The following is a 26,717-nucleotide window of genomic DNA, read 5'->3' on the forward strand; positions in this document are numbered from 1 at the left end:
TTACTCCTTGCCTTTGCCGGCCGGCAGTTCGATGCCCGGGAAGATCTTGATGACGGCCGAATCATCCTCGCCGCCGTGGCCGGCGGTGGACGCCATCATGAACATCTGGTGCGCGGCGGCCGACAGTGGCAGCGGGAATTTGCTGGTGCGCGCGGTATCGAGCACCATGCCCAGATCCTTGACGAAGATATCGACGGCGGACAGCGGCGTGTAGTCGCCGGCCAGGATGTGCGGCACGCGGTTTTCGAACATCCACGAATTGCCGGCGCTGTGCGTGATCACGTCGTAGAGCGCGTCCGGGTCCACGCCTTCGCGCAGGCCCAGCGCCATGGCTTCGGCCGCGGCGGCGATATGCACGCCAGCCAGCAGCTGGTTGATGATCTTGACCTTCGAGCCGGCACCATGGGCGTCGCCCAGGCGATAGACCTTGCCGGCGATGGCGCCCAGCACGTCTTCGGCCAGCGCGTAGGCTTCGGCCGGTCCTGACGTCATCATCGTCATTTCGCCAGTGGCCGCGCGGGCGGCGCCGCCCGAGACCGGCGCGTCGATCAGCAGCAGGCCCTTTTCGGCCAGGCGCTTGCCCAGCGCCTCGGCAAAACCGGGGGGCACGGTGGCGCTGGCGATCACGAGCTTGCCCGCGGCCATGGCCGGCACGGCACCCCGTTCGCCGAACAGCACCGCTTCGGTCTGCGCGGCGTTGACCACCAGCGTGATCACCACGTCGCAGCGTTCGCCCAGTTCGGCCGGGCTGCCGCAGGGCACGCCGCCGGCGTCGGCAAAGCGGCGCAGCACTTCATCGCGCAGATCGAACGCATGGACCTTGAAGCCGGCGCGCAGCAGCGACTGCGCCACGCCATAGCCCATCGCGCCCAAGCCGATGACACCAATATTCCTGGACATGGAAATCTCCTGAAAGCGGGATTAATGCGACGGGCCTTGCGGCAGGTCGCCGGCGGCAGCATCGTCGTCGCCCAGTTGCGACAGGCGGCGCGCCGCGTTGTACATGTGGTTCTGCGCGGCATTGCGCGCGGCGTCGGGGTCGCCGGCACGAATGGCGGCGACGATGGCCTGGTGTTCCTCGCGCACCTGGCGCGAGAAGTCCTCGCGGCGCGCCTCGTTGGTACGGGTCACGCGGGTGGCGGTTTCCAGGTACTGGCTCAGGAACGCCAGTGTCTTGAGAAAGTAGGGGTTGCCGGTGGCTTCGGCGATGGCGCGGTGAAAGCCCACGTCGGCGTCCACGCCGTCGCCGCCGGCGGCCACCTCGGCATCCAGACGGGCCAGCGCGGCGTCGATGCCGGCCATGGCGGCATCGGTGCGGCGGCGGGCGGCCTGCGCGGCCACCTCGGCTTCGATGGAACGTCGCAGTTCGACGATCTGCAGCACCGATTCAAGGGTGCCGACGTCGGTGTAGTCGATGCGTAGCGGCCGGATGCCGGCCTGTTCCGTGACGAAAACGCCGCTGCCCTGGCGCGATTCCACCAGCCCTTCGTATTTCAGCCGCGCAATGGCCTCGCGGATTACGGTGCGGCTGACGCCGAACTCCTCCGACAGCACGGCCTCCGTGGGTAGCTTGGCGCCACGCGGAAAAGCGCCGCCTTCGATCTTTTCGAGTAGCTGTTCGGCCACGCTGTCGGTCAGCGCACGGGCGGGAATCTTCTGGAACATCATCGTCACGTCATCGGGTAGTCAGGTCATCATACAAATTTCGCCAAGGGTTGGCAGAGGGGGTAATCCCTAGGATGGTGCGGCCGATGGCCGATAATCGCACGGCCCTGCTGCATCACCTTGACCGCCGTCACGGGCCTGCCGTCGTATGATTGCGTCTTTCCAGACTTCCCCGCCCCTCGAACATCATGTCCGTTTCCGCCGATTCCGTACTGGTCTGCCCCTGGGATGAAGCCCGCGAACGTGCGCGCGCCATCCGCTACAGCGTGTTTGTGGAGGAGCAGGGCGTGCCGGTGGAACTGGAGTGGGATGACATGGACGCCCCAAGCTGGCACGCGCTGGCGTTTGCCGCCGATGGCACGCCGGTGGCCACGGGCCGGCTGCTGTCGGATGGCCATATCGGCCGCATGGCCGTGCTCAAGGTGGCGCGCGGCACCGGCGTGGGCGCCAGGGTGCTGGACGCGCTGATGGCCAAGGCCGCCGAACTGGGCTACCCGGCACTGATTCTCAATGCCCAGACCCACGCCGCGCCGTTCTACGCGCGCGTGGGCTTCGAGCAGGTCGGTGAGGAATTCGAGGAAGCCGGCATTCCGCACGTCGAGATGCGCAAGCGCATCGGCTGAGTCTGCCGGTTCCTCGGTTTTCGGCTACGCGCCGAACTCGCGCAGCAGCGCCTCGCGGTCCTCGTCGAGCCGGGGGGCCGGCCGCACCGCGCCGGTCTGCCAGGCGTCGCCGATCTTGATCGGATTGCCTGCCACGCGCAGCGACTTGTCGGCGCCGATGCCAACGTCGAGCAGCATCTGCCGGGCCTCGACGTGGGCGTTCTCCATGATCTGCGGCACCCCGTTCAATGGACCATGCGGCACGCCGGCGGCCTCCAGGATGGCTTCCCATTCGGCGGTCGGTGCCTCGCGCAGACGCGTTTCCAGGCATTGCTTCAGGTCGGCATGGTGTTCGTTGCGGGCCGGGACCGACGCGAACCGGCGGTCGTCGGCCCATTCCGGCCGCGCCAGGGCGCGGCAGAGCCGGTCGAACAAGGCGTCGTTGCCCACCGCAATCACGATAAAGCCGTCCTGCGTGGCAAACATGTCGAACGGCGTGATCGACGGGTGCCGCGTGCCCAGCGGCTTCGGCACGTTGCCGGTGGCCGAAAAACGGGCGATGGGATTTTCCAGCAGCGCCACCTGGCAATCGAGCATCGAGATATCGACCCGTTCGCCCAGCCCGGTAGCGGCGCGGCGCAGCAGCGCGGCCTGGATGCCGATGGTGGCATACAGGCCCGCGCCGATATCGCCAATCGACACGCCCACGCGCGCCGGATTGCCGCCGGGCTCGCCGGTCACGCTCATCAGGCCGCCCATGGCCTGCACCACCATGTCGTAGGCGGGCCGGTTGCGGTAGGGGCCGGTCTGGCCGAAGCCCGAGATCGACGCATACACCAGGCGCGGATAGCGGGCGCGCAGCATCTCCCATGTGTAGCCGAGCTTGTCCATCACGCCGGCGCGGAAGTTTTCCACCAGCACGTCGGCGCCTTCCAGCATCCTTTCCAGCACCGCGCGGTCCGACGCGTCCTTGAGGTCGAGCGCGATCGACGACTTGTTGCGGTTCACCGACGCAAAATAGGCCGACTCGCCATCGACGAACGGCCCCACCTGGCGCGAATCGTCGCCCCGGTCGGGATTCTCGATCTTGATGACGCGGGCGCCCAGGTCGGCCAGCATCATCGTGCAGTACGGGCCGGCCAGCACGCGCGTGAGGTCGACGACGGTGATGCCGTGGAGGGGGCCGTTTGGCGTTGTCATGCTTGACTCCTTCAGGTTCGGTGCGCGGGCCGGCATCAGTCGATCTTCGCGCCGCTGGACTGCGCCAGGTCCACGCCGATCTTGCCTTCGCGGGCCGCAAATTCGCGGAATTCAGCCACCGATGCCGACACCGACACCTCGTCGCCCTGCGCCAGGAATCGCTTGCGCAGTTCGGGGTCGGCCATGACGCGGGCGGTGGCTGCGAACAGCTTGTCGATGATCTCGGGCGGCGTTTTCGCGGGGGCGAACAGCCCGTACCAGGCCGACAGGTCGTAGCCCTTGAGCCCGCTTTCGGCGATGGTCGGCAGCTGCGGGTTGGCGTTCGAGCGTTGGGCCGATGTGACCGCGATCGGTACGACCTTGTGGGTGTCGATCATCGGCTTGACCGATGGCGCCGTGCCGAACGTCACCTGCACGTCGCCGGCGGCCACGGCCTGCGCCGACGGCGCGCCGCCCTTGTACGGCACGTGCGTCATGCGCACGCCGGCCAGCTTGGTGAAATAGACGCCAGCCAGGTGCGTGATCACGCCATTGCCCGACGACGAATAGTTGATGGCGCCCGGGTGCGCCTTGGCCTGCGCGATCAGGTCCTGCACGTTCCGGATGCCTGTGTCCTTGTTGACCGCCAGGATCAGCGGTGCGGCCGACAGTTTCGTGATCGGCGCGAAGTCGGACGGTTCGTAGCGGATGTTCTTGTACAGCACCTTGTCGCCGCCCATCAGGCTGGCCGTGGCGATGTAGAGCGTGTAGCCATCGGGCGCCGACTTGGCGACGTACTCGGCGGCAATCGTGGTGCCGGCGCCGGGCCGGTTGTCGACCACCACCGGCTGCCCCAGCTCGCGGCTCAGCGCATCGCCATAGAGCCGCGCGGTGTTGTCCGCGCCGCCCCCGGCCGGAAATCCGATCACGAGCCGGATCGGCTTGTTGGGGTAAGAAGTCTGCGCCGATGCGGCAACGGGCAGCGCCGCGAACAGCGTGCCAAGGATGGCCAGCGCGGCGCGATGGGGCAGGGTGGTCAGGGTGGTCAGGGTGGTCGTCATGATGATGTCTCCTCCGTAGCTGTTTCGCCACTTGAGTGAATGGACGCGGCTGTGCCTGGCGTGGCTATCGGCCGCGGAACGCAGGGGTTCGTTTCTCCTTCCATGCCGCCGCGCCCTCGCGCAGGTCTTCCGAGGTTTCTGAGCGGTGGATGTCGCGTTGCAGCGCGTCGGCGTCAAGCCGGCCACAGGCGATGTCGTTGAGGTGGCGCTTCATGCTGGTCAGTGCGATCGGCGCCATGCCGGCCAGCTGGGCGCTCAATGCCGCCACGCGGGCGGCCAGCGCATCGGCGCTCACCATCTCGGTCAGGAAGCCGATGCGCAGCATCTCGTCGGCCTCGATGCGGTCGGCGGTCAGGAACAGCCGCTTGGCGGCGTTCAGGCCCAGGCGCGAGACATAGCGTTCCATGCCGCCGCGATAGAAGTGCAGGCCCAGCCGGGCGGCCGGCATGAACATGTCGCATCCGGGCACGCCGATCCGGAAATCGCACGCCAGGCACAGGTCGGTGGCGCCGCCATAGACGCCCCCCTGGATGGCGGCAATCGTGGCGGGCCGCGCGGCCTCGATGGCGTCGATCACGTCGCCGAAACTGGCCGCGCCTTCCTCGGGCTTGCCGCCCAGCGATCCGATGTCGTAGCCGCTGCAGAAGTACTTGCCCGTGGCGGCGAAGCACAGCACCAGCACGTCGGGCATGGCATTGACGGCGGCAACGTGGTCGCGCAGGGCAATCAGGTCGGCCGGGCTGAGCCGGTTGGCCACATGGGGCCGGCGCAGCGTGATGGTGGCAACGCGGCCTTCGATGGCCAGCGAGGGTGAGGTATCATCCATCTTGTTATATCTCATAGCCGATTTGATATATTAAAAAAGGCTACAGATATTTTTATGCGGAAGGTAGAGGGTAAACCCATGCAATCGCTACAAGATCGGATTCGCGAAAGCGTGATCGCCGCCATCCAGGCGGGCGATCTGCGGCCCGGCGCGCAGATTGACGAGAAGAGGCTGGCCGAGCAGTTCGACAGTTCACGCACGCCGGTGCGTGAGGCGCTGCTGATGCTGGCCGCCCAGGGGCTGGTGTCGATCGCGCCGCGCGCGGGCATGTTCGTCCACAAGCCCACCGCGGCAGAGCTGGTGGCGATGTTCGAGACGCTGGCCGAGATGGAAGGGGTGGTGGCCCGCCTGGCCACCCGGCGTATTTCGGCCGAAGGGCGCCGTGCGCTGGCCGATTCGCACGAGGCCGCCGGCGTCCCGGCGCGCCAACGCGATGCGCTGGCGTACGCCGACGCGAACCGGGTCTTCCACGAGGTGCTGTACCAGGCGGCGGCCAATCCGTTTCTGTCGGAGCAGATCGTGCAGTTGCGGCGCCGGCTGGCGATCTACTGGCAGCGCAAGGACCTGATCAACGAGGCACGCGTGGCGACGTCGTACCGCGAGCACGGCCAGGTGGTCGAGGCCATTCTGAGCGGGCAGGCCGATGCTGCGGCCGAGGCCATGCGCACGCATATCTCGGCGGGCGGCAAGGCGCTGGCGGACCTGGTGCTGCTGGCCGACGCGGCGTCGGCATAGCGTTCGCGGAATGGGGGGATTCGGTCGCAGAGGGCTGCGGAGGAACGGATTTTGCGGGATGGCGTGGCCGTCTACCTGAAACCGGAGGCCATCATGAGCATCTTCAAGGACATCCTCAACAAGCTGCTGCACCGCAGCCAGTCGGGCGGGTCCGCAACCGCCAGCGCCACGCCGGGCACGACGCCGAGCGCCACGACCGGCACCACGTCGCCGTCGGCCAGCCCGAACGCGCCGTCGCCGGGCGCCGTGCCGCCGCCGGGCAGCGCGCCCGCGCCGGCCGCCGCACAGGCGCAGCCATCGTTGTCACAGGTCGATGTGGAAGCGGTCATGGACAAGGCGGCCAGCGAGGCCGGCCAACCGCTCAACTGGCGCACATCGATCGTCGATACGCTGAAGGCGCTCGGCATCGACAGCAGCCTCGAACATCGCAAGGCGCTGGCCAAGGAGCTGAACTACACCGGCGACATGAACGATTCCGCGGCGATGAACATGTGGCTGCACAAGCGCGTCATGCAGGAACTGGCCGCCAATGGCGGCAAGCTGCCGAAGGACCTGACCGACTGACCGAAGGATGGACTGGCGGTTCTGCTCGCGCCGTGAAAGTTTGCACGCCAGCTTTGCAAACGGCGGCGCGAGCCCGGGCCGGGGGCGGCCCGGCTGCGATGACGATTACCGGGGTGCCGGGACGGTCCCGGTATCGCGTGCCACCTTCAGGCGGCCCTGGTACGACACCTCGCCAGTCTTGCCATCGGCGTCGAAGCTGCGCTCGACAAAATCGAAGCGGCCATCGTGCCGCACGCGCAGCACGGTGCTGGCGCGCGTGCCATAGCTGGGCGAACGGATAAATGCCGACGACAGCAGCTTTTCCCATTCGGGTGCCACGCCGGTACTTGGCAGTTCCCAGTCGGGCGCCTGCTTTTCATCGGCCAGCAGCTGCAGGTAGGGCTCGGGGTCCGATCCGGGCTGTCCGCGGTCGGCGGCCAGTACCTCGCACATGGCGCCCACGCGGCTGCGCACCTTGGGCCAGGGCGTATCGAGCAGGGCGTTCGACAGGCCATACAGGCCCGGCTTGAGCTTCTGCGGCTGGCGCGACTTGGACCGGTTGCTGTACCACCAGAGATCGTGCAGATCGCTCGCCAGCAGGTTGAAGCCGTTGTACGCCCCGGGTGCGCGGGCCAGGTCGTGCAGATACTCGTCGGCGGTCTGGTTGCCGCGCAGGAAATGCGACACCAGTTCCCCGCGCGAGCGGGCATCGGTACGTTTTTCGGAAGGGGCGCGGTAATTGGTCAGCGCCGCAAAGCGGGCGCGCGAATCATTGGGCCATTCGGGCGATTCGGCGTTGGCGACGCCCATCCACGTACCGGCATCGCCAATCACCTCCGCCAGGTCGCGGCCGCCCAGCACTTCGTGGGCATCCTGCCACCAGTGCGCGGCCGCCGCCGGGCGGGCATAGAATTCGTCGCGGTTGCCAGCTACCACCAGGGCATAGTCCGGGTGCGATTGCCAGGCCACCAGTATCAGACACATGGGGGCTTCCTTTCTACGGCTTCTCTCGCGCGGTCAGAGCACGTCCAGATCGATGAACCGCTCGCTCATCCGGTCGCCGCTGATCCATTGCGCCAGCCCGCTCTGGCGCCACAGCCCGTCGAGCGTGGCATCGAACGCGGGCGGCACATCGGCGTAACTCTCCATCCACGTCTGCAGGCCCGCTCGGGTCTCGGGCCTGCGCATCAGCGTACCACCAATCCCGGTCGCCTCGGCGACCGTTTCCATCCAGCGGTGCCAGTGCGGCAGCGCGTCAGCCGCGTGCGCATCGGGTATCTTGAAATAGACGTAGAGATGATCGCTCATGGCGGCGTTCCCCGGGCGTTCAGCTGGCCGATTCGGCCTCGTTTGGCAGCGGCACTTCGTACGGCAGCGCACGCGTGGACAGTGCCGGTCCGTTGGCGGCGCCCAGGTGCAACGCACCGGCGGCGGCGTCGATCTTGAGTTCGGCCAGGCCGTCCCAGCCGCCCAGCGGCGACGCGGCGGCGTTGACGACCATGCCGCACGGCTGTTCGGGGTCTTCCGGACGGAAGATCTCGGCGGCGGCGGCCGGCACGGGGCCTTCGCCCTGTACGCGCCACATGCGCCGCTTGAGCGTGCCGCGATACTGGCTGCGCGCCACCACTTCCTGGCCGGGATAGCAGCCCTTGCGGAAATTGACGCCGCCCACCAGCTCGAAGTTGATCATCTGCGGCACGAATTGCTCTTGCGTCGGGGCCGTGATGCGCGGGATGCCGGCGCCAACCTCGAGCCAGTCCCAGAATGCCGGGTCGGCAGCCGCCAGCGTGGCACCCAGCGTCTGCTGCAGGGCATCGGCGCGGTCGGCGGCGGCAACCAGCTGCCAGCGCGCCTCGCCTTCGGCATCGGCCAGGCGGATCACCGTGACGCCATCGGCGTGGGCCACGGCCAGCGGGCCTTGCGGCGCGGGCAGCCCGGCCTGGCGCAGCGCGGCCTCGGCACCGGCGCCGGCCACGCCCAGCACGCGGTGCGTGGCCGACAGGTCCGACAGTTTGGCCTTTGCGCGCAGCACGAACATGGTCAGGCGCTTCTGGATGGCGGGCTGGATGTCGGCCGACAACTGCAGTACGACGCCTTCGGCATCGCGCCACATCAGGAAGCTGGCCATCAGGCGCCCCTTGGGCGAGCAGTAGCCGGCCAGCCGCGCCGTATCGGCGGGCAGGTCTTCCACGGCATTGGTCAGCTGGGTGTGCAGGAAGGCAGCGGCGTCGTCGCCGGCCACGCGGATCAGGCCCAGGCCGGCGGGCGCGGTCACGATACCGGCGGCGGGCAGGGCGGCGAAGCTGTCGGCGAGGGTCGGGAATTCAGTGGCGGACATGCGGACGGTCCTGAAAATCGGATGGATGGGTAAATTGGGGGCGCAAGTGCGGAACACAACGTACGGCGACGCCGGCGTGTCCGGCGGCACGCGATCGGCGTTACGGATCACTGCGGGCCTTCAGGTGATGCCCGTCAGGTAACGCTCGGTGACACATTGGCCACAAGGCTCCCGGTATTATATGGGCCTGTCGCCATTCCGACCGGCCGCCCCAATGATCCCGACCCGCCGGCGGGGACATGGCGGCCGGTGTTTATTCTCACGCCATGAAACGTCTGTTCCTGCGCCTGGTCGGGGTATTGCTGGTCTTTGCCATGGCCGCCGCCGGCGGCTTTGCCTGGTGGGCCCGCCAGCCGCTGGCCCTGTCCGCATCCCCCGTCGAAGTCATCATCAAGCCGAATTCCGGCGTGGCCAGCGTTGGCCGCCAGATCCAGCGCGGCGGCGTGGGCATGGACCCGCGCCTGTTCCAGTTGCTGGCCCGCGTGACCGGGCATGCCGCCGAACTCAAGGCTGGCGGATATCAGTTCGAGACCGGCGTGACGCCGCTCGATGTGATCGAAAAGCTGGCCAAGGGCGAGGTCACGCACTATGTGGTCACCGTGATCGAGGGCTGGGAATTCCGCAAGATGCGCGCGGCCGTGGATGCCAATCCGGCCCTGAAGCACGACACGCAGAACCTGTCCGATGCCGACCTGATGAAGGCCATCGGCGCGGCCGAGACATCGCCGGAAGGCCTGTTCTTTCCCGATACCTACCTGTTCGCACGCGGCAGCAGCGACGTGGACCTCTACAAGCACGCCTACCGGGCCATGCAGAAGCGCCTGAACGACGCCTGGAACGCTCGCTCGCCCAACCTGCCATACAAGACGCCGTACGAGGCGCTGGTCATGGCATCGATTGTCGAGAAGGAAACGGGCCAGGCGGCCGAGCGGCCGCTGATTGCCGCCGTGTTCGTGAACCGGCTGCGCAAGAACATGATGCTGCAGACCGACCCGACCGTGATCTACGGCATCGGCCCCGCCTTCGACGGCAACCTGCGCAAGAAGGATCTGCAGACCGACACCCCGTACAATACGTACACCCGGACCGGCCTGCCGCCGACCCCGATCGCGCTGCCAGGCCTGGCCTCGCTGGCCGCAGCCACCACGCCGGCGCCGTCCGATGCGCTGTACTTCGTGGCCCGAGGCGACGGCAGCAGCCATTTTTCCAGCTCACTCCCCGAACATAATCGCGCGGTCGACAAGTACCAGCGCGGAAAGCCCTGAATTCATGCGCGGCAGATTCATCACCTTTGAAGGCATCGACGGCGCCGGCAAGAGCACCCATATCGAATGGGTCGCCGGTCGCCTGCGCGAACGCGCAACCGTTGTGACCACCCGCGAGCCGGGCGGCACGCCGCTGGGCGAAGACCTGCGCGGCCTGTTGCTGCACCGGAAGATGGACCTGGAGACCGAGGCGCTGCTGATGTTCGCGGCACGCCGCGAGCATATTGCCGAGGTCATCGAACCGGCGCTGGCGCGCGGCGACTGGGTCATCTCCGACCGCTTCACCGACGCTACCTTTGCGTACCAGGGCGGCGGCCGTGGGCTGCCGCGCGAGCGGCTGGAAGTGCTGGAGCAATGGGTGCAGGGCGATCTGCAGCCCGACCTGACGCTGCTGTTCGACGTGCCGCTGGAGACGGCGGCCCAGCGCCTGGCCAGTGCCCGCGAGCCGGACAAGTTCGAGGCCGAATCGGGCGCGTTCTTCGAACGCACCCGGGCCGAATACCTGCGCCGCGCGGCCGAAGCGCCGGGCCGGTTCCGCGTGATCGACGCCACGCGTTCGATCGACGAGATTCGCGTGACGCTTGAGCAAATCATCTCAAGTCTCTGATTTATTGGGTATATACGCGCACGCTGATGTGGACGGGCACAGCTCGGACAATACATGAGACGATCGCGCTAACTGACTGATCCGGCATGCTTTATCCCTGGCAACGAGAAGACTGGCAACGGCTGGCCGCGCTACGCGACCGGCTGCCGCACGCGCTGCTGCTGCATGGGCAGCAGGGCATCGGCAAGCGCGACCTGGCGCTGCATTTCGCCCAGGGCCTGCTGTGCGAATCCCCCGTGGCCGATGGCCAGCCGTGCAACACCTGCGGCGCCTGCCACTGGTTCAGCCAGGGCAATCACCCCGATTTCACCGTGGTACGCCCCGAGGCGCTGGAAGCCGGCACGGGCGATGCCGATGGTGACGGCGAAGGCGGCGGTAGCAGCAAGAAGAAGGCGCCCAGCAAGATCATCCGCATGGAGCAGGTGCGTGGGCTGATCGAGGCCGTGGGCGTGGGCACGCATCGCGCGGGCCTGCGCGTGGTGGTGATCTACCCGCTCGACGCGCTGCAGACCGAGGGCGCCAACGCGCTGCTCAAGACGCTGGAAGAGCCGCCGCCGTCCACCGTGTTCCTGTTGGTGACCGACCGGATCGACCGCGTGCTGCCGACGATCCTGTCGCGCTGCCGGCAGTTTTCGGTGGCGCGTCCCACCCACGCCGCCGCGCTGGAATGGTTGCGCAGCCAGGGCGTGGCCGATGTCGAGGCCCAACTGGCGCTGTCGGGCGGGGCGCCGCTGACGGCCCTGCATGCCGCGGAGGCCGAGGAACAGCCGCTGCAGCGTTTGCTGGTGGGGCAGCTGGGTGCCGGCGCCGCGTTCGATCCGCTGGCGGCGGCCGATCAATTGCAGAAGCTGCCCGTGCCGGCCGTGTTGGGCGTGCTGCAGCGCTGGACGTACGATCTGCTGGCGCTGTGCCTGGGCACCGGCGCCGTGCGTTATTTCCCGAAGGAGCAGGCCGCGCTGGGGCGCTGCGCCGGGGCCACCGATGCCCATCGGCTGCAGGGGTTTGCCGCCCGGCTGGTCAATCACCGGCGTAGCGAGAACCATCCGCTGGCGGCGCGGCTGGTCCTGGAGTCGGTTTTTCTCGATTACCGGCAGTTGTTCCGCTGAAAGCGACAAAAAAAGGACCGAAGCGGCCAAAAGCATAGGCATCGATGGGCACGCGTGGTAAAAGTCGAGCCACGCAGTTCCCATATTCCATAGCCCGCCCAAGCGGGCAAATCACAGCAGGGGTCAAACATGAATGCACCAGTCACGATGCCGCCGCGTCCGGCGACGGCTGCGCCCGTCAATCCGGTCGGGCCCATCACCGGCGGCGCACCGCAGCGGCCGAATGTGCTGTCGCTGTCGATCAAGGATCAGGCGGGGCTCTACGCGGCCTACATGCCGTTCCTGGCGCGCGGTGGAATCTTTGTACCGTCGAACCGGCCGTTCCGGCTGGGCGAGCAGGTCTACCTGGTGCTTTCATTGCTGGACCGGCCGCAGAAATACCAGGTGCAGGGCACTGTGGCCTGGATCACCCCGGCCGGCACGCCGATGAAGACGCCCGGCGTGGGCGTGCATCTGCCGGATGATGACAATGGCCGCATGCTCAGGCGTGCGGTGGAAGAGCTGCTGGGCAAGACCATCGAATCGGGCCGCCCCACGCAGACCCTCTAACTTCATGTGAAATGCGAAGCCTGCTTCGCAAGTATCTGTTTTTATGAGTCATAGTGGTTTTTCGGTGCGTCTGGCGACGCGTGACGACCTGGCTGGCATCGTCGAGATCTACAACAGCACGGTGCCGTCGCGCATGGTGACTGCCGATACGGAGCCGGTATCGGTGGCTTCGCGCGAGGCCTGGTTCGCGGCGCACCTGCCCGAACGCCGCCCGCTCTGGGTGTGCGAAGCCGCCGATGGCCGCATGGCCGGCTGGGTCAGCTTCTCCGACTTCTATGGCCGTCCTGCGTACGGCGCCACAGCCGAAGTCTCGATCTACCTGCACGAAAACTTTCGGGGCCAGGGCCTGGGCCGCTTCCTGCTGGAGCAGGCCATTGCGCATGCGCCCCGGGTGGGCGTCAACACGCTGCTGGGCTTTATCTTTGGCCATAACGCGCCGAGCCTGGCCCTGTTCGAGCGCCATGGCTTCTCGCGCTGGGGCGACCTCCCGCGCGTGGCCGTGCTCGATGGCGTCGAGCGAGATCTCGTGATCCTGGGCCGCCGCCTCGGCTGAGCGCGAAGGAATACACCATGTTTGTCGATTCCCATTGCCATATCGATTTTCCGGAACTGGCGCAGCGCCTGCCCCAGTTGCTGGAAAACATGAAGGCCAACCAGGTCACGCATGCGCTGTGCATCTCCGTGACGCTGGAGGATTTTCCGCGCGTGCTGGCGCTGGCCGAACAGCATCCCAACCTCTACGCGTCGGTGGGGGTGCACCCCGACTACGAGGAAGACGCCGAGGAGCCGACGCTGGAGCGGCTGGTGACGCTGTCCGCCCATCCGCGCGTGGTGGGCACCGGCGAGACCGGCCTGGACTACTATCGGCTCAATGGCCGCAGCGTCGATGACATGGAATGGCAGCGCGAGCGTTTCCGTACCCATATCCGCGCTGCCCGCCAGACCGGCAAGCCGCTGATCATCCATACGCGGTCGTCGGCCGACGACACGATCCGGCTGATGCGCGAAGAGAATGCGCGCGAGGCCGGCGGCGTCATGCACTGCTTTACCGAGACCTGGGACATCGCGAAGCAGGCGCTCGACGAAGGCTTCCATATCTCGTTCTCGGGCATCGTCACGTTCAAGAGCGCGGCCGACCTGCAGGAAACCGCGAAGAAGGTGCCGCTGGACCGCATGCTGATCGAGACCGATTCGCCGTACCTGGCGCCGGTGCCGTATCGTGGCAAGACCAATGAACCCGCCTGGGTACGCCATGTGGGCGAGTTCATCGCCCGCCTGCGCGATGTGCCCGTGGAGGCGGTGGCGGAACAGACGACGGAAAACTTCTTCCGTCTTTTCAAGCACATAGACAGGAATGCTCATGCTTGACATCAAGATTCGACGCCTGGCATCGACCATGGCCCTGGTGGGCCTGACCGCGATGTCGGGTTGCGCGCTGGTGCAGGCCGCACCGGCCGACGACATGCGCAAGGCCGTGGAATTCGACGACGGCAACACCGTGCAGAAGCTGCTGGCCAAGGGCGTGGACCCCAACCTGGTGGACAACCGCGGCAACCCGATGCTGGTGGTGGCGCTGCGCGAAAAGTCGAAGAAGGCGGCCACGGCGCTGATCAAGGCCAAGAACATCGACTTCGACAAGACCAACCCGGCCGGCGAGAACGCGCTGATGATGGCGGCGCTGAACGGCGACCTTGACATGATCAAGCTGATGGTCGATGGCGAGGAGGCCGAGGTCAACAAGAAGGGCTGGGCGCCGCTGCACTACGCCGCGACGAACGGGCACAACGACGTGGTCAAGTACCTGGTGGACCATGCCGCCTATCTGGACGCCGAAAGCCCGAACGGCACCACGCCGCTGATGATGGCGGCGCGCGGCGGGCACATCGAGACGGTCAAGCTGCTGCTGGACGAAGGCGCCGACATGCGCCTGAAGAACCAGCAGGGCATGACGGTGATCGACTTCGCCGAGCAGTACAACCAGAAGGAAATCGCCGACGGCCTGAAGTCGCGCTGGCAAAAGCTCTACGGGAATGTGCCGGCACCGGCACCCAAGCCGAAGCCCTACGTCGCGCCCAACGGCCAGCCGCAGCCCAAGGCCTATTGAGCCCTGCTAATCGCATTCCCGCGCCTGCGGCGGACGGCGTCCCGTCGCCGGCTCAGGGAAATTCGCGCTCCGAGATGGTCACCGAGCGCGATGTGCCGCCAGGTACCGCGTACAGCTTGAAGACATTGCGGTTGGCGCTGGTGCCGGCCGCCTCGCGGATTTCCGATAGATCGAAGCGTTCCGAGCGGAAGATCTCGCCGGTGTCGAGGCTCTGGTAGCGCAGGTCATAGGCGCCGGGCGAGATATTTTCCATCGTGAACGACGATCCGCTGCGCACGAAGCTGGTGCGCACCGGCAGCGGCGCATTGCCGTCGACGGCCACCAGTTTCAGGATCACGTCGGACGCGCTACCGGAGTTGTCGACCGTTAGCGTGGACAACCCATTCCCGTTGAGTACCGGATAGCCCGGCAGATAGCCCGAATGATCGGGCCAGGGCATGCCGCGCGGCGTCAACGACGGCCGGGTATAGCCACGCTCGCCGGCAACCCGCTGCACGCCCGGTAACACCGATCTGACCAAGGCCTGGGGGGCGCTGGCCGGCACGGCCCGCGCGTCGTGGCTGCCCGCCGTGGCGTCGCCGGAGCCCGACCAGTCTCCCAGCATGATCACGATGATGGCACCGATGGCCGCGTAGAGTGCGGCCGATCCGTACTTTGGCAGCGGGACGGCGGGTCCATCGGGGGCACGCTCGCGGGCGGCGCGGCGGGTGCGCTCCTGGCGGTCCGGACGCGCCTTGCGTGAACGGAAGGGCGGCGCATCCGTGGGCTCCGGATCGGCGGCACGCGCCTGCTGCGCGGGGCGGGAGGCGGCCTGACGCGCGGCCTGCTGGCGTTGTGCGGCCTGGCGCTGGGCCTGGGCCGCCGCCGCCCGCTGGGCCTGCGCCTGGCGCTGCATCCGCTCGGCCTCGCGTCTTTCCTCGGCAAGGATCCACTGGTCGTGCTCGGCGCGGCGCTCCGGGTCGCGCAGCACTTCATAGGCGGCGTTCAGCAGCCGCATGATGCGGTTCGCTTCCTCGCTGTCGGCGTGCCGGTCAGGATGATATTTCTGGCTCAAGGACTTGTAGGCGGCCCGAATCACTTCGGTCGGGGCGTCGCGTGAAACCTTGAGGTTGTCGTAGTGGGTGTGCATCAAGCAGGAAGACGCAATGGCGGTGGTCGACAACAGATAACGGCAAGTCGCCGCGAATATCAAGCTGAACGCGCGGGCCGGGCCTGGCGCGGACAAGTCTGGCGCAACCGGCGGATGGGGTCTGCGGGGTGGCGAACAAAGCCCCGCCGGGCCACCGGGCGCAGCGCCCGACGCCGGGCTGCGCCGTTGCCGGTGGTGTTGTTTTTTGGCGGCAGTATGGTCTGAGCGAGCTTGGCTTTGGCATGCTGCGGGATGCAGACGCCGCCGGATCGGCGTGCCACGAAAACACTAAAAAACACTAAAGAAATCCGGCCGCCTGCCGATAATGGCGGCCAATGATAAGAATCAGCGCGAGGGGCCGGCCTGACCAGAGCCCCGCCTGAACGGGTACGCGGGGCATGGGCTTCGTGGGCCATTTGATAGGGGCGATTGCATGCTGAGAAGAATCAAGGCGGAACAGCTGCAGATTGGCATGTTCGTGGCAAGGCTGGGCGGGCCGTGGATCAACCACCCGTTCTGGCGGTCGCGTTTTCTGGTGACGAGCGACGAGCAGGTGGAGCAGATCCAGTCCGCCAACGTGCAGGACGTCTGGATCGACATCCTCAAGGGCCGGAACCTGCCGACACCGGCAGCCCCGGAAATGATGGAGGCCGACGACGCCAGCGACGATCCCGAGTCGAGCTTCGAGGACGAACTGGAGCGTGCGCGCGAACTGATCAAGACCGGCCGCGTGCTGGTCGGCAACCTGTTCAACGACGTCCGCATGGGCCGCGCGCTCGAAACCCACGGCGCGCTGCTGCTGGTGGATTCGGCGTCGACATCGCTGTCGCGCCATTCGCAGGCGCTGCTGGCCATGGCCCGGCTCAAGGTCAAGGACGACTACACGTACCTGCATTCGTTCTCGGTCTGCGCGCTGATGATTGCCGTGGGCCGCAATCTCAAGCTGCCCGACGGCGAGGTGCGCGAACTAGGCCTGGCCGGGCTGGTGCACGATATCGGCAAGCTGACGCTGCCCGAATCCCTGCTGATGAAGGGTGGCGACCTGTCGCCGTCGGAAGAGGAGCAGATGCGTCGCCATCCGTCGGCCGGCTACCGCATCCTGAACGAGGCTCGGCTCTACACCAACATTCCGCTCGATGTCTGCGTGCACCACCATGAACGGGTGGACGGGCGCGGCTACCCGTTCGGGCTGCTGGAACACGAGATCAGCGTCCACGCCAAGATCGCGGCCATCTGCGACACCTACGATTCGCTGACCTCGCCGCGCCCGAACCACCCGGCGTGGTCGCCGGCGCGCGCCATGGAATACATCGCGGTGCGTGTGGACACGCTGTTCGACCGCCGCGTATTCAAGGCGTTTACGCGCACCATCGGCATCTACCCGCTGGGCACCGTGCTGCGCCTGCGTTCGGGCCGGCTGGCGGTAGTCTGCGGCCAGAACGAAGGCGAACCGCTGCGCCCGCGTGTGATGGTGTTCTACTCGGTGACCGACGCCAGGCCGTTGCCGCCCGAGGTGCTGGACCTGACCCAGGCGGACGACACCGTGATCGCGTTCGAGGACGCCCGCCAGTGGGGCTTCAGCGACGAGCAGCTCATGGCGATGTACGCGCCGCACGCCAAGTAGGGCGGCGCGCAGGGCGGGTCAGTCCTGCAGCACCCAGGGCGACAGCCGCAGCGCGTCGGTGACGAAGTCGTTGAAGGCGCGCACGCGCGCGCTGTGGCGCAGGTCCGGATGGGTCAGCAGCCACAGCGGGGTGTCCAGCGCGGGGTCGGGGTCGGCCAGCCGCACCAGCGACGCGTCGGCATCGCCGAGCATGCATAGCAGCATGCCGGCGCCCATGCCAAGCCGGACGGCCTGCGCCATGGCCACCAGGCTGTCCGCGCGCACGGCGCAGCGGTCCGGGGACACGTTGGCCAGTGCCCAGCGGGCCTGCGCCAGATGCGCGAGGCTGTCGTCCGGCACCACCCACCAGTGGCCCGCCCAGTGCGCCTGGGCGGGCGCTTCCATCCGGTCCAGATAAGCGCGCGACGCATAGGGCGCGGTCTGCAGCCGACCCACGTGCCGGCCCAGCAGGTGTTCGGGCGGCGCCGAGGCCGGCCGCACGGCCACGTCGGCCTCGCGGCGGGTCAGGTTCAGGAAGTTGTTGTGGATCACCACCTGCAGTTCGATACGCGGATGCCGGGCCCGGAAATCGGCCAGGATCGGCATCAGCAGCCCATAGGCGAGCGTATCGGTGGTCGTCACGCGCAGCGGGCCGCCCAGTTCGGTGTCGCGCCCGGCCAGCACGCGCTGGGCGGCGTCGATCTGTTCGCCCACGCCGTCAAGCTGCCCGGCCAGCGTTTCGCCGGCCGGCGTCATCACATAGCCGCCCAGGTCTCGCGAGAACAGCCGCGTGCCCAGGTCTTCCTCCAGATGGTTCAGCCGGCGCAGCACGGTCGAATGATTGACCCGCAGCGCCCGCGCCGCCGCCGCCAGCGACCCGTGCCGGCTGACGGCCAGAAAGACGCGCAGGTCGTCCCAGTCTGCCTCCTGCATTTTTGCATTGCCTTTCCGCGATTTACGCGAATTGTTATGCCGATTTGCAGAGCCTACAGTGTGGCGGAAGGAAGGGCAACCGGGGTTGCCCGATTTGAGGAGAACACCATGGCGTGGACGCTGCTGGTCGTGGCGGGACTGATCGAGATCGTGATGGCGCTGGCGCTGAAGCACACCGATGGCTGGACGCGGCCCGGGCCGACGCTGCTGGGCATTGGCGCGGCGCTGGCCAGCATCTACCTGCTCAGCGCGGCGTTGCGGCAACTGCCGGTGGGCACCGCCTATGCGATCTGGACCGGCATCGGGGCCATCGGCGTGACGCTGGTGGGCATCCTGTTTCTTGGCGAAAGCGCGTCGCCGGCCCGGCTGGCGCTGATCGCGCTGATCTTTGTCGGGATCGGCGGCCTGAAGCTGCTTCCGGCGTGAGACAAGTCCGAATTTGCCGGATCAGGCATGCAAAGTGTGGCGCCCGGGCGCATGGCTAGTAGACTTGTCGCCTGTTCCGAACCGATTGCCTTTGCATTGCCCTGATGACATTTGATGCCCTGCTGGACCTGTTCCAGCAACGTATTCCCGCCCATCCTTGGGCGCAGATCTCGCTGTATGTGCTCGCGCTGCTGATGATTGCCGCCATCGCGCAGTGGCTGGTGGCCCGTGTGGTGGGCCGTGTGGTGTATCGCGTGCTGAGCCTGTCGGGCAACCGTGACTGGGCGGCCGCGCTGATGCGCCACCGCACCTACCGCCGGCTGGGCTATGCGGTGTTCCTGGCCGTGATCACGGTTGGCATCAGCCAGGTGCCCGACCTGGGCAAGTTTTCGATCCTGATCGAGCGGCTGGCGCATGCCGGCACGTGGGTCAGCGTGTTCCTGATGCTGTCGGGCGTGCTTGGCGCCTGGCAGACCGTGTTCGCCAACAGCCGCCGCGCGCAGACGCGCTCGATCAAGGGGTACGTGCAGATTGCCCAGCTGGCGCTGTGGCTGGTCTGCGGCGTGCTAGTGCTGTCGATCCTGATCGACCGCTCGCCGCTGTGGATGCTGTCCGGCATTGGCGCGATCTCGGCGGTGCTGCTGCTGGTGTTCAAGGACACGCTGCTGTCGCTGGTGGCCAGTACGCAGCTGACGTCGAACGACATGCTGCGCATCGGCGACTGGATCGAGATGCCGCAGTCCAATGCCGACGGCTTCGTCATGGACATCGCGCTGCACACGGTCAAGGTGAAGAACTGGGACAACACCGTGACCACGGTGCCGACCTACAAGCTGTTCTCGGAGAGCTACCGCAACTACCGGCACATGTTCGAGTCCGGCGCGCGGCGCATCAAGCGTACGCTGCGCATCGACGCCACGTCGGTACGCTTTCTGGACGATGCCGAAGTGCGCGCGCTGATGCGCTTCCGGCTGCTGCACGACTACCTGGAGGTCAAGCAGCAGGAGGTGGAGCAAACGAACCGGGCGCTGCAGGGCCCGGACGCCGACCCGGTCAACCGGCGCCGTCTGACCAACCTGGGCACGTTCCGCGCCTATGGCATCGCGTTCCTGCGCGCGCATCCCGATATCCATCACGACTTGCTGCTGAACCTGCGCATGATGGAACCGGACTCGCAGGGGATTCCGATCGAGGTCTACTGCTTCAGCACGCGTACGGGCTGGATGGACTACGAGCGCATCCAGGGCGACATCTTCGACCACCTGTTTGCGATCCTGCCGGAGCTGGGGCTACGGCTGTACCAGTCGCCGTCGGGCGCAGACCTGAGCGGCCTGCGCGATTCTCCGCGCGGCGCGCATGCGGCGCTGGCCGCGGCGGCGGCCGACCCGGGCGCGCGCGAGCCGATGGCGGCGCCGACGGATCGGGCAGACCAGGTGATGTGAGGGGAGAAAACCCCTAAGGCCGTGCTCAGGCGGGGCTCAGGCCTTGCGCGGCTTGACCTTGCCGGCGGCTTCCTTGGCCCGATCGCGGGCGGTTTCGACATCGGCGGCGTAGGCCAGCGCCACGCCCATGCGGCGCTTGGTGAACGACTCGGGCTTGCCGAACAGGCGCAGCTCGGTCTGCGGCACGCGCAGAGCCTCGTCCACGCCGTCGAACACGATGCCTTCGGCGTCGACGCCGCCGTAGATCACCGCGCTGGCACCCGGGGCGCGCAGGCTGGTGTCCACCGGCAGGCCCAGAATGGCGCGGGCGTGCAATTCGAATTCGTTCTGCCACTGCGAGATCATCGTCACCATGCCGGTGTCATGCGGACGCGGGCTGACTTCGCTGAACCAGACCTGCTCGCCCTTGACGAACAATTCCACGCCGAACAGACCCTGGCCGCCCAGGTCCGCCGTCACAGCACGGGCGATATGCCGGGCCGATTCCAGCGCCTTCGGGTGCATCGGGTGCGGCTGCCAGCTTTCCACGTAGTCGCCCGCCACCTGTACGTGGCCGATCGGCTCGCAGAATTGCGTTTCCACCTGGCCGTTGGCACCCACCGCGCGTACGGTCAGCAGCGTGATTTCATAGTCGAAATCGATGAAGCCTTCGACGATGACGCGGCCGTGGCTGACGCGGCCGCCGGCCATGGCGTAGTCCCACGCCGCCTTGACACCCTCGGGGCCGTCGATCTTGCTCTGGCCCTTGCCAGAACTGCTCATGACCGGTTTGGCCACGCACGGGTAGCCAATGCCGCCGTCGATGGCGGCCTGCAGTTCTTCGAGCGAATCGCAGAACTTGTACGGGCTGGTGGGCAGGCCCAGCGTTTCGGCGGCCAGGCGGCGGATGCCTTCGCGGTCCATCGTCAGGCGTGCGGCGCGGGCGGTGGGGATCACGCGGACCACGCCGGCGGCTTCCAGGGCTTCGAGCATCGGCGTGGCGATGGCTTCGATCTCGGGCACCACCAGGTCGGGGCGCTCGGCCTCGATCAGCGCCTTGAGCTGGTCGCCATCGCTCATCGTGATGGTGCGCGCGTGGTGTGCCACCTGCTGCCCCGGCGCGTTCTCGTAGCGGTCCACCGCAATGGTCTCCACGCCCAGACGCTGCAGCGCGATCAGCACTTCCTTGCCAAGCTCGCCGGAGCCCAGCAGCATGACTTTGGTGGCGGACGGGGAGAGGGGGGTTCCAAGGGTGGTCATGGCGGGGGCTCGGCGGGAAGGAAAAACCGCGATTGTATATCCTAGTACGCGATCTTCGCGCTCAGGCTGATGGCGCGCGGGTCGGCCGGCTGGGCGTAGTTTTCGTACTGGAAGCCCCAGTATCGCTTGTTGGTCAGGTTGGTCAGCGCCGCGCGCAGCGTCAGCTCCTTGCCGGACACGCGCGTGTTGTACGTGGCGCCGAGATTGAACACCGTGTAGCCACCCAGGTTCAGGTTGTTGGCGGCGTCGGCCTTCATCGGGCCGGTGTACTTGCCGTCCACGCCCACCTTCAGGCCCGGCACGAACGGGATGCGGTAAGCCACGCGCCCGGTCAGCATGAAGTTCGGGGCGCCCGCCACGCGGTTGCCGATGTTGGTATCGCCTTCGGTGTACTCGGTGTGCAGGAACATCGCGCTGCCGCCCACTTCCCACTGCGAGCCGATCCGCGACGAGCCGGCCAGTTCCAGGCCCTGATAGACCGACTGGCCATCCTGCACGAAGGTCGGCAGCGCGCCCGCGCCGTTGTCGCGCGCGAATTCGCTGCGGCGTTCGATGCGGAACAGTGCCGCGGTACCCGTCCAGATGCCCTGGTCGGTCTTGGCGCCCACCTCGTACTGGCGGCTCCGGGCCGGCGTCAGGCCCTGGCCGGCGTTCGCGTAGTTGGAGGCCACCACGCCGCCACCGTCGAACGACTCCACGTAGCTGGCGTACAGCGTGGTGCTTGGCATCGGCTTGAACATGATCGCCGCGGTGGGCGTCAGCAGGCCGTTCCTGGTGAAGCTGGTGTCGCCCGAACCCGTGCCGGTGAAGCTGTTCTGCTCGTAGTTGGTCACGCGCAGGCCGGCCAGCACCGACCACTTGTCGGTCAGGTGCATCGTGTCGCTGACAAAGGCGGCCTTCTGGCTGGTATCGCCGGCGCGGTACTTCTGGAACGCCGTGTTGCTGTAGTGCACGCCCGTGTACGGACCATACAGGTTGCCGGATGCCAGCAACGGGTCGTTGAAGAAGTTGCTCGTATAGCGGTCGATCTGCTGCTGCCAGCTCACGCCGGCCACCAGCTCGTGGCGGAACTGGCCCGTGCGGAACTTGCCCTCGACCATCGTCGTCCAGTTGCTGAACTGCTGGTTCTCGGCCCCGTCGTAGCGCGAGCTGGTGTAGTTGCCGGCAGCGTCCGACACGAAGAACGTGCTTTCGTTACGGCTGCGCGCCTGCTTGCTGAAACTGTAGGTCGTGCTGACCGTCCAGTCGGGGTTCAAGGTGTAGCGCAGGCCGGTCTGGTAGACCTGGAGGTTGGAGTAGAAATGCGTGTCCGGGCCGGCGTAGAGACCGCCGCGGCCGCTGATCACGCCGGGCAGCTGGTTGCCGGCGAGGCTGCCAAAGTAGAACGACGGCGTGGCGCCCCAGGTATTGCGGTCCTGGTAGAGGCTGTCGAACGTCCAGGTCAGGTCGCGCGTCAGGCGGGCGTCCAGGCCCAGCGACACCGAATTGCGGTTGATGCCCACGGCATTGGCCGGCTTGCCTTCCTCGTGAGTCACGTTCAGGCGATAGCCGAACATGTTGTCCGGGCCGGCCCGGCCGCCCACGTCCACGTGCTCGGTCCAGACATGCGACGACCGGTAGCCCAGTTCCACGCTGGCCGTGAACTGGTCGGTCGGCTTCTTCGTCACGTAGTTGACCGTGCCGCCCGGGTTGCCAAAGCCGTACATGAAGCCGGACGCGCCCTTGAGCAGTTCCACCTGTTCCAGCTGTTCGTAGGGCAGCGTAATGCCGTAGGCAATGAACGGCATGCCGTTGATCTTGAACGCGTTGCGCCAGTCCAGCTGCAGGCCGCGCACGGTGGTGTACGACGCCCAGGCGTTGTTGCCGTTGCTGTTGTCCGATACCGAGGCGTCGTTGAAGAACACGTCGCCGACCTTGGTCACCTGGCGGTCAGCCAGGTCTTCGCCGCTGACGACCGTGGTGGAAAACGGCGTGTCCAACTGCGAACGGCTGCCCAGCGCACCGCCGGAAGCCTTTTTCTGAAGCTGCGGACCCAGATCGATCTCCTGCGTGGCGCTCACGGTCACCGACGGCAGGGCCTGTTCGGCCGGGGTGGTCTGGGCCACGGCCGTTCCGCAAAGCGGAAAACCGGCCAGGACAGCCATGCGGGCAAAGGCGGCGAGAGGGCGGATGCGCGAGGGCGCGTGCTGGCGGGGGGATGCCGGCGACGGACAGGACGTCATGGTGCGGGTGGGCTCGTCAATGAAAACGTAAACCGTAATACGAACGACTCGCATTACGATATCGAGGGGCGAATGATGCCCATTGAACCGTTGCACCGTCAAGGGAAAGCCGTGGCTTGCCCAGGGGCTTCGTCATATTTCCAACACGTCGCAGCGGGCATGCAATCCGGACAAGACAGGCGCGCCGGTCCGTTGATGGCCGGGGGGCCGGCAGGCGGTCAGCGCAGTCCGAGCAGGTCTTCCAGCGTGCGCGCCAGGGCGACCAGGCGTGGCCCGACGCGCTTCTGCACGGTATCGAACGTGCCCGGCCGCGCCGGGACGCCGCCATTGACCACGAACCATTGGGAATCGACGGGCTTGCACAGCGGCACGGCGAAGCCGAACACGTCGTGTCGCCATTCGGCCCGGTTCGAGCAATAGCCGAGCACGTCCAGGTCGTGCCGCGCCTGGGCCAGGGCCGGTTCGGCGCGGCGCCAGGCGTCGGGCGACGCCAGCCGCAGGCGGTTCAATACCGGATCGCGCAATGCGGCCGGCACGCGCCACAGCCATGCCTTGCCGATGGCGGTGGTCAGCATGGGCAGTGCCGCGCCGATATCGGGCGGCATCACCAGGTTGTCGGTCGAGCGCGCCGTTTCCACGTAGATCATCTGGGTGCGGTCGCGGATGCCCAGCGACACGGCGCCGCCTGTTTCATCGGCCAGCGCCTTCATCAGCGGGCGCGCCACCTGGCGGATCTGCATGCTGGCCAGCAGCGGGTAGCCGGGCGCCAGCACCGGCGCCCCCAGGCGGTACTTGCCCAGCGCCGCCTCATGGCGCAGGTAGCCCAGCACGGCCAGCGTGTGTGTCAGCCGCGCCACCGTGGATTTCGACAGCCCAGTGCGCTGCACGAAATCGCGGTTGCCCAGCAGCGCTTCGCCGGGGCGGTAGGCCAGCAGGATGTCGATGCCGTTGGCCAGCGTGCGGGCGAACTGGCGGTCGGCCGGGTCGTCGTCCGTGGCTGGCAAAGGCGGGGCGGAGTTGCCGGGGAGGATCTCGCGTGTCATGCCAGCAGCGCCTCGACGTCTGCCACCAGTTCGATCAGGCGCGGTCCCATCTCGCGTTCGAGTTTTCCGGGCCTCATGCGGGTGGCGGGCACGCCGCAGTTGAACACCAGCGTTTCGCCATCGGTCGGCTGCCGCATGGGCACGGCTACGGCGTGGACATCGGGCAGCCAGTCGCCGGCCGAGCGCGTGAAGCCAAGCGTCGCCAGATCGTCGATGGCAGCCGGGATGGCGCCCGCATGGCGCTGCCAGTCGTCGGGCTCGGCCTCGCGCAGGCCCGCCAGCACGGTGGCGCGCAGGTCGGCAGGTGCCTGGGCCAGCCAGGCGCGGCCGATGGCCGACGCCAGCATCGGCAGCGACGCGCCAATATCGGGCCGGAACGCGATGGCGTCGTGGCCCCGGCTGGTTTCCACATAGACCATGCGCAGGCGGTCGCGCAGGCCCAGCGACACCGACCCGCCCATGCGGTCGGCCAGCGTCTTCATCAGCGGGCGCGCCACCTGGCGCACGCGCAGGCTGGCCAGCAGCGGATACCCGAGCGACAGCGCCGTCGATCCCAGCCGGTAGCGGCGCAGCCGGTCGTCATAGAGCAGCAGCCCGCGCACGGCCAGCGTGTAGGTCAGCCGGCTGATGGTGGCCTTGGACAGCCCCGTGCGTTCGGCCAGCTCCTTGTTGCTGAGCACCGTTTCGCCCACCCGGAAGCACTGCAGCAGCGCCAGGCCGTGCGCCAGCGTGGTGGCGAAGGCCGGATCGGGATGGTGGCGGGGAGATTTGGGTGCGGGCATCGGGTTGTCATCCTACCGAAGCCAGTATGGCGCCGGACCGTCGAGTGTTCAAGATAGCGAAACAATGATGCCGGCATATCGAAGCGGGCGGTACGCTTGGGCCCATCACAAGACAAGAGATCGAGGGAGCGAGACGATGATTCGTGATCCGGACGTATTCCAGCCGTTCCTGCAGTCGCTGCGCCGTTTCGTGCGCGAGCGGCTGGTGCCGCGCGAAGCCGAGGTGGCCGCGCGCGACCTGGTGCCCGAGGACGTGGTGGACGCCATGGCCGCGCAGGGCATGTTCGGCTATTCGATTCCGGAGGAATACGGCGGCGCGGGCATGACCACCGAGGAACTGGTGCTGGCCGCGATGGAACTGTCGCAGTGTTCGGTGGCGTTCCGGGCCCGTGTGGGCACCAATACCGGGATCGGCTCCGAGGCCCTGGTGGCCGACGGCACGCCCGAGCAGAAGGCGCGCTACCTGCCGCTGCTGGCCAGTGGCGAGTTGACCGGGTCGTTCGCGCTGACCGAGCCCGATGCAGGCTCCGACGCCACGGCGCTCAAGACCACGGCCGTGCGCGATGGCGATCACTACATCCTGAACGGCACCAAGTGCTTCATCACCAATGCGCCCATTGCCGGGCTCTTCACGGTGATGGCGCGCACCGATCCGGACAAGGCCGGCGCGGGCGGCATCTCGGCGTTCATCGTGCCGCGCGGCACGCCGGGGCTTGGCACCGGGCAGCCGTACCAGAAGATGGGGCAGGCCGGATCGCCGGTGTCCGAGGTCTATTTCAACGATTGCCGCGTGCCGGCCGCCAACCTGATCGGCGGCGAGGAAGGTCAGGGCTTCAGGACGGCGATGAAGGTGCTGAACAAGCAGCGCATCCACCTGGCCGCGCTGTGCACCGGACCGGCCATCCGCATGCTCGACGATGCGGTGCGGTTCGTCACCGAGCGTAAGCAGTTCGGGCAGGTGCTGGCCGACTTCCAGCTGGTGCAGGCGATGATTGCCGACTGCCAGACCGACATCCACGCAGCCCGCGCGCTGATCCTGGACACGGCGCGCAAGCGCGACGACGGGCAGGACGTGACGATGGAGGCGTCGATCTGCAAGTATTTCGCGTCGGAGATGTGCGGCCGCGTGGCCGACCGCTGCGTGCAGCTGTTTGGCGGCTACGGCTATATCGCCGACTACGGCATCGAGCGCTTCTACCGCGATGTGCGACTGTTCCGGCTGTACGAGGGCACCAGCCAGATCCACCAGCTCAATATTGCCAAACGCACGTTCGCGCAGGCCGGCACCCGCTGAGCGGCTGCCGTAGCACAGAGAAAG

General features: G+C 67.3%; 28 protein-coding genes. 14 read left to right on the forward strand and 14 right to left on the reverse strand.

Annotated elements, in window-relative coordinates:
- Together ltnD and AC3FJ6_RS17015 are read right to left on the reverse strand one after the other, a co-directional pair.
- On the reverse strand, positions 1 to 900 hold the full coding sequence (gene ltnD / locus AC3FJ6_RS17010) for an L-threonate dehydrogenase (RefSeq protein WP_488772944.1): 900 nt from the start codon (positions 898 to 900) through the stop codon (positions 1 to 3).
- A gap of 21 nt (positions 901 to 921) precedes the next feature.
- On the reverse strand, positions 922 to 1,665 hold the full coding sequence (locus tag AC3FJ6_RS17015; RefSeq protein WP_400395460.1) for a FadR/GntR family transcriptional regulator: 744 nt from the start codon (positions 1,663 to 1,665) through the stop codon (positions 922 to 924).
- Positions 1,666 to 1,853: 188 nt separating this feature from the next.
- On the opposite strand from AC3FJ6_RS17015, the gene AC3FJ6_RS17020 reads away from it, so the two are divergent.
- The gene (locus AC3FJ6_RS17020) at positions 1,854 to 2,288 is read left to right on the forward strand and encodes a GNAT family N-acetyltransferase (RefSeq protein WP_488772945.1); all 435 of its coding nucleotides are present in this window, start codon (positions 1,854 to 1,856) and stop codon (positions 2,286 to 2,288) included.
- Positions 2,289 to 2,312: 24 nt separating this feature from the next.
- On the opposite strand, the gene AC3FJ6_RS17025 is transcribed toward AC3FJ6_RS17020, so the two are convergent.
- The 3 genes from AC3FJ6_RS17025 to AC3FJ6_RS17035 all read right to left on the reverse strand — a co-directional run bounded on the left by AC3FJ6_RS17025 (position 2,313) and on the right by AC3FJ6_RS17035 (position 5,333).
- Positions 2,313 to 3,467 carry a CaiB/BaiF CoA transferase family protein gene (locus AC3FJ6_RS17025; protein ID WP_488772946.1) on the reverse strand — a complete coding sequence of 385 codons (1,155 nt, stop codon included), beginning with the start codon at positions 3,465 to 3,467 and terminating at the stop codon, positions 2,313 to 2,315.
- A gap of 35 nt (positions 3,468 to 3,502) precedes the next feature.
- Entirely contained in the window at positions 3,503 to 4,507 is a 1,005-nt protein-coding gene (locus AC3FJ6_RS17030) for a tripartite tricarboxylate transporter substrate binding protein (protein WP_488772947.1), read from the reverse strand.
- A 64-nt stretch (positions 4,508 to 4,571) separates the two neighbouring features.
- Entirely contained in the window at positions 4,572 to 5,333 is a 762-nt protein-coding gene (locus AC3FJ6_RS17035; RefSeq protein WP_488772948.1) for an enoyl-CoA hydratase/isomerase family protein, read from the reverse strand.
- Between the two features lie 78 nt (positions 5,334 to 5,411).
- Between AC3FJ6_RS17035 and AC3FJ6_RS17040 the strand changes: the two genes are divergently transcribed.
- Positions 5,412 to 6,068: a GntR family transcriptional regulator gene (locus tag AC3FJ6_RS17040; RefSeq protein ID WP_488772949.1), complete on the forward strand. Its 657-nt coding sequence runs from the start codon at positions 5,412 to 5,414 to the stop codon at positions 6,066 to 6,068.
- A 93-nt stretch (positions 6,069 to 6,161) separates the two neighbouring features.
- Positions 6,162 to 6,632, forward strand: a complete 471-nt coding sequence (locus AC3FJ6_RS17045) for a DUF3597 domain-containing protein (protein WP_488772950.1) — start codon at positions 6,162 to 6,164, stop codon at positions 6,630 to 6,632.
- A 105-nt stretch (positions 6,633 to 6,737) separates the two neighbouring features.
- On the opposite strand, the gene AC3FJ6_RS17050 is transcribed toward AC3FJ6_RS17045, so the two are convergent.
- From AC3FJ6_RS17050 to ygfZ, 3 genes are read right to left on the reverse strand one after another with little or no spacing between them, the layout of a single operon-like run.
- A complete protein-coding gene (locus tag AC3FJ6_RS17050) occupies positions 6,738 to 7,595 on the reverse strand; it encodes an NRDE family protein (RefSeq protein ID WP_488772951.1) in 858 nt (285 codons plus the stop codon).
- Between the two features lie 33 nt (positions 7,596 to 7,628).
- The gene (locus AC3FJ6_RS17055; RefSeq protein ID WP_153948213.1) at positions 7,629 to 7,919 is read right to left on the reverse strand and encodes a DUF4936 family protein; all 291 of its coding nucleotides are present in this window, start codon (positions 7,917 to 7,919) and stop codon (positions 7,629 to 7,631) included.
- Positions 7,920 to 7,938: 19 nt separating this feature from the next.
- Positions 7,939 to 8,949: a CAF17-like 4Fe-4S cluster assembly/insertion protein YgfZ gene (gene ygfZ / locus AC3FJ6_RS17060; RefSeq protein ID WP_488772952.1), complete on the reverse strand. Its 1,011-nt coding sequence runs from the start codon at positions 8,947 to 8,949 to the stop codon at positions 7,939 to 7,941.
- A gap of 266 nt (positions 8,950 to 9,215) precedes the next feature.
- Here ygfZ and mltG point away from each other — a divergent pair, with 266 nt between their 5' ends.
- The 7 genes from mltG to AC3FJ6_RS17095 all read left to right on the forward strand — a co-directional run bounded on the left by mltG (position 9,216) and on the right by AC3FJ6_RS17095 (position 14,580).
- On the forward strand, positions 9,216 to 10,214 hold the full coding sequence (mltG, locus tag AC3FJ6_RS17065; protein WP_488772953.1) for an endolytic transglycosylase MltG: 999 nt from the start codon (positions 9,216 to 9,218) through the stop codon (positions 10,212 to 10,214).
- Positions 10,215 to 10,218: 4 nt separating this feature from the next.
- Positions 10,219 to 10,821 (forward strand): dTMP kinase, encoded by a 603-nt coding sequence (tmk, locus tag AC3FJ6_RS17070; protein ID WP_488772954.1) that lies wholly within the window; start codon positions 10,219 to 10,221, stop codon positions 10,819 to 10,821.
- A gap of 86 nt (positions 10,822 to 10,907) precedes the next feature.
- Complete coding sequence (locus AC3FJ6_RS17075; protein WP_488772955.1) at positions 10,908 to 11,927, forward strand: DNA polymerase III subunit delta'; 1,020 nt, start codon at positions 10,908 to 10,910, stop codon at positions 11,925 to 11,927.
- Positions 11,928 to 12,074: 147 nt separating this feature from the next.
- The gene (locus AC3FJ6_RS17080) at positions 12,075 to 12,476 is read left to right on the forward strand and encodes a PilZ domain-containing protein (protein WP_488773159.1); all 402 of its coding nucleotides are present in this window, start codon (positions 12,075 to 12,077) and stop codon (positions 12,474 to 12,476) included.
- Between the two features lie 43 nt (positions 12,477 to 12,519).
- Entirely contained in the window at positions 12,520 to 13,029 is a 510-nt protein-coding gene (locus AC3FJ6_RS17085) for a GNAT family N-acetyltransferase (protein WP_488772956.1), read from the forward strand.
- A gap of 17 nt (positions 13,030 to 13,046) precedes the next feature.
- Positions 13,047 to 13,844 carry a TatD family hydrolase gene (locus tag AC3FJ6_RS17090; RefSeq protein ID WP_153948220.1) on the forward strand — a complete coding sequence of 266 codons (798 nt, stop codon included), beginning with the start codon at positions 13,047 to 13,049 and terminating at the stop codon, positions 13,842 to 13,844.
- Complete coding sequence (locus AC3FJ6_RS17095) at positions 13,837 to 14,580, forward strand: ankyrin repeat domain-containing protein (RefSeq protein ID WP_488772957.1); 744 nt, start codon at positions 13,837 to 13,839, stop codon at positions 14,578 to 14,580. Before AC3FJ6_RS17090 ends, AC3FJ6_RS17095 begins: the two co-directional genes overlap by 8 nt.
- 52 nt (positions 14,581 to 14,632) lie before the next feature.
- On the opposite strand, the gene AC3FJ6_RS17100 is transcribed toward AC3FJ6_RS17095, so the two are convergent.
- Complete coding sequence (locus AC3FJ6_RS17100) at positions 14,633 to 15,709, reverse strand: J domain-containing protein (RefSeq protein ID WP_488772958.1); 1,077 nt, start codon at positions 15,707 to 15,709, stop codon at positions 14,633 to 14,635.
- 433 nt (positions 15,710 to 16,142) lie between these two features.
- Between AC3FJ6_RS17100 and AC3FJ6_RS17105 the strand changes: the two genes are divergently transcribed.
- Positions 16,143 to 17,333, forward strand: a complete 1,191-nt coding sequence (locus AC3FJ6_RS17105) for an HD-GYP domain-containing protein (protein WP_488772959.1) — start codon at positions 16,143 to 16,145, stop codon at positions 17,331 to 17,333.
- An 18-nt stretch (positions 17,334 to 17,351) separates the two neighbouring features.
- Here the strand turns inward: AC3FJ6_RS17105 and AC3FJ6_RS17110 are convergent, their stop codons facing one another.
- On the reverse strand, positions 17,352 to 18,245 hold the full coding sequence (locus AC3FJ6_RS17110) for a LysR family transcriptional regulator (protein ID WP_488772960.1): 894 nt from the start codon (positions 18,243 to 18,245) through the stop codon (positions 17,352 to 17,354).
- A gap of 108 nt (positions 18,246 to 18,353) precedes the next feature.
- Here AC3FJ6_RS17110 and AC3FJ6_RS17115 point away from each other — a divergent pair, with 108 nt between their 5' ends.
- Positions 18,354 to 18,671, forward strand: coding sequence for a DMT family transporter (locus tag AC3FJ6_RS17115; RefSeq protein WP_153948225.1), 318 nt, complete (start codon positions 18,354 to 18,356; stop codon positions 18,669 to 18,671).
- Positions 18,672 to 18,775: 104 nt separating this feature from the next.
- Positions 18,776 to 20,113, forward strand: a complete 1,338-nt coding sequence (locus tag AC3FJ6_RS17120; RefSeq protein ID WP_488772961.1) for a mechanosensitive ion channel family protein — start codon at positions 18,776 to 18,778, stop codon at positions 20,111 to 20,113.
- 36 nt (positions 20,114 to 20,149) lie between these two features.
- Here AC3FJ6_RS17120 and purT read toward each other — a convergent pair whose 3' ends face one another.
- The 4 genes from purT to AC3FJ6_RS17140 all read right to left on the reverse strand — a co-directional run bounded on the left by purT (position 20,150) and on the right by AC3FJ6_RS17140 (position 25,399).
- On the reverse strand, positions 20,150 to 21,352 hold the full coding sequence (gene purT / locus AC3FJ6_RS17125) for a formate-dependent phosphoribosylglycinamide formyltransferase (RefSeq protein ID WP_488772962.1): 1,203 nt from the start codon (positions 21,350 to 21,352) through the stop codon (positions 20,150 to 20,152).
- A 41-nt stretch (positions 21,353 to 21,393) separates the two neighbouring features.
- The gene (locus AC3FJ6_RS17130; RefSeq protein ID WP_488772963.1) at positions 21,394 to 23,574 is read right to left on the reverse strand and encodes a TonB-dependent siderophore receptor; all 2,181 of its coding nucleotides are present in this window, start codon (positions 23,572 to 23,574) and stop codon (positions 21,394 to 21,396) included.
- A gap of 218 nt (positions 23,575 to 23,792) precedes the next feature.
- Complete coding sequence (locus AC3FJ6_RS17135; RefSeq protein WP_488772964.1) at positions 23,793 to 24,617, reverse strand: IclR family transcriptional regulator; 825 nt, start codon at positions 24,615 to 24,617, stop codon at positions 23,793 to 23,795.
- Positions 24,614 to 25,399 (reverse strand): IclR family transcriptional regulator, encoded by a 786-nt coding sequence (locus AC3FJ6_RS17140; RefSeq protein WP_488772965.1) that lies wholly within the window; start codon positions 25,397 to 25,399, stop codon positions 24,614 to 24,616. Before AC3FJ6_RS17140 ends, AC3FJ6_RS17135 begins: the two co-directional genes overlap by 4 nt.
- 136 nt (positions 25,400 to 25,535) lie before the next feature.
- Here AC3FJ6_RS17140 and AC3FJ6_RS17145 point away from each other — a divergent pair, with 136 nt between their 5' ends.
- On the forward strand, positions 25,536 to 26,693 hold the full coding sequence (locus AC3FJ6_RS17145; RefSeq protein ID WP_488772966.1) for an acyl-CoA dehydrogenase family protein: 1,158 nt from the start codon (positions 25,536 to 25,538) through the stop codon (positions 26,691 to 26,693).
- Positions 26,694 to 26,717 lie beyond the last annotated feature (24 nt).

This window comes from Cupriavidus sp. 94F1 (genome assembly GCF_057798875.1).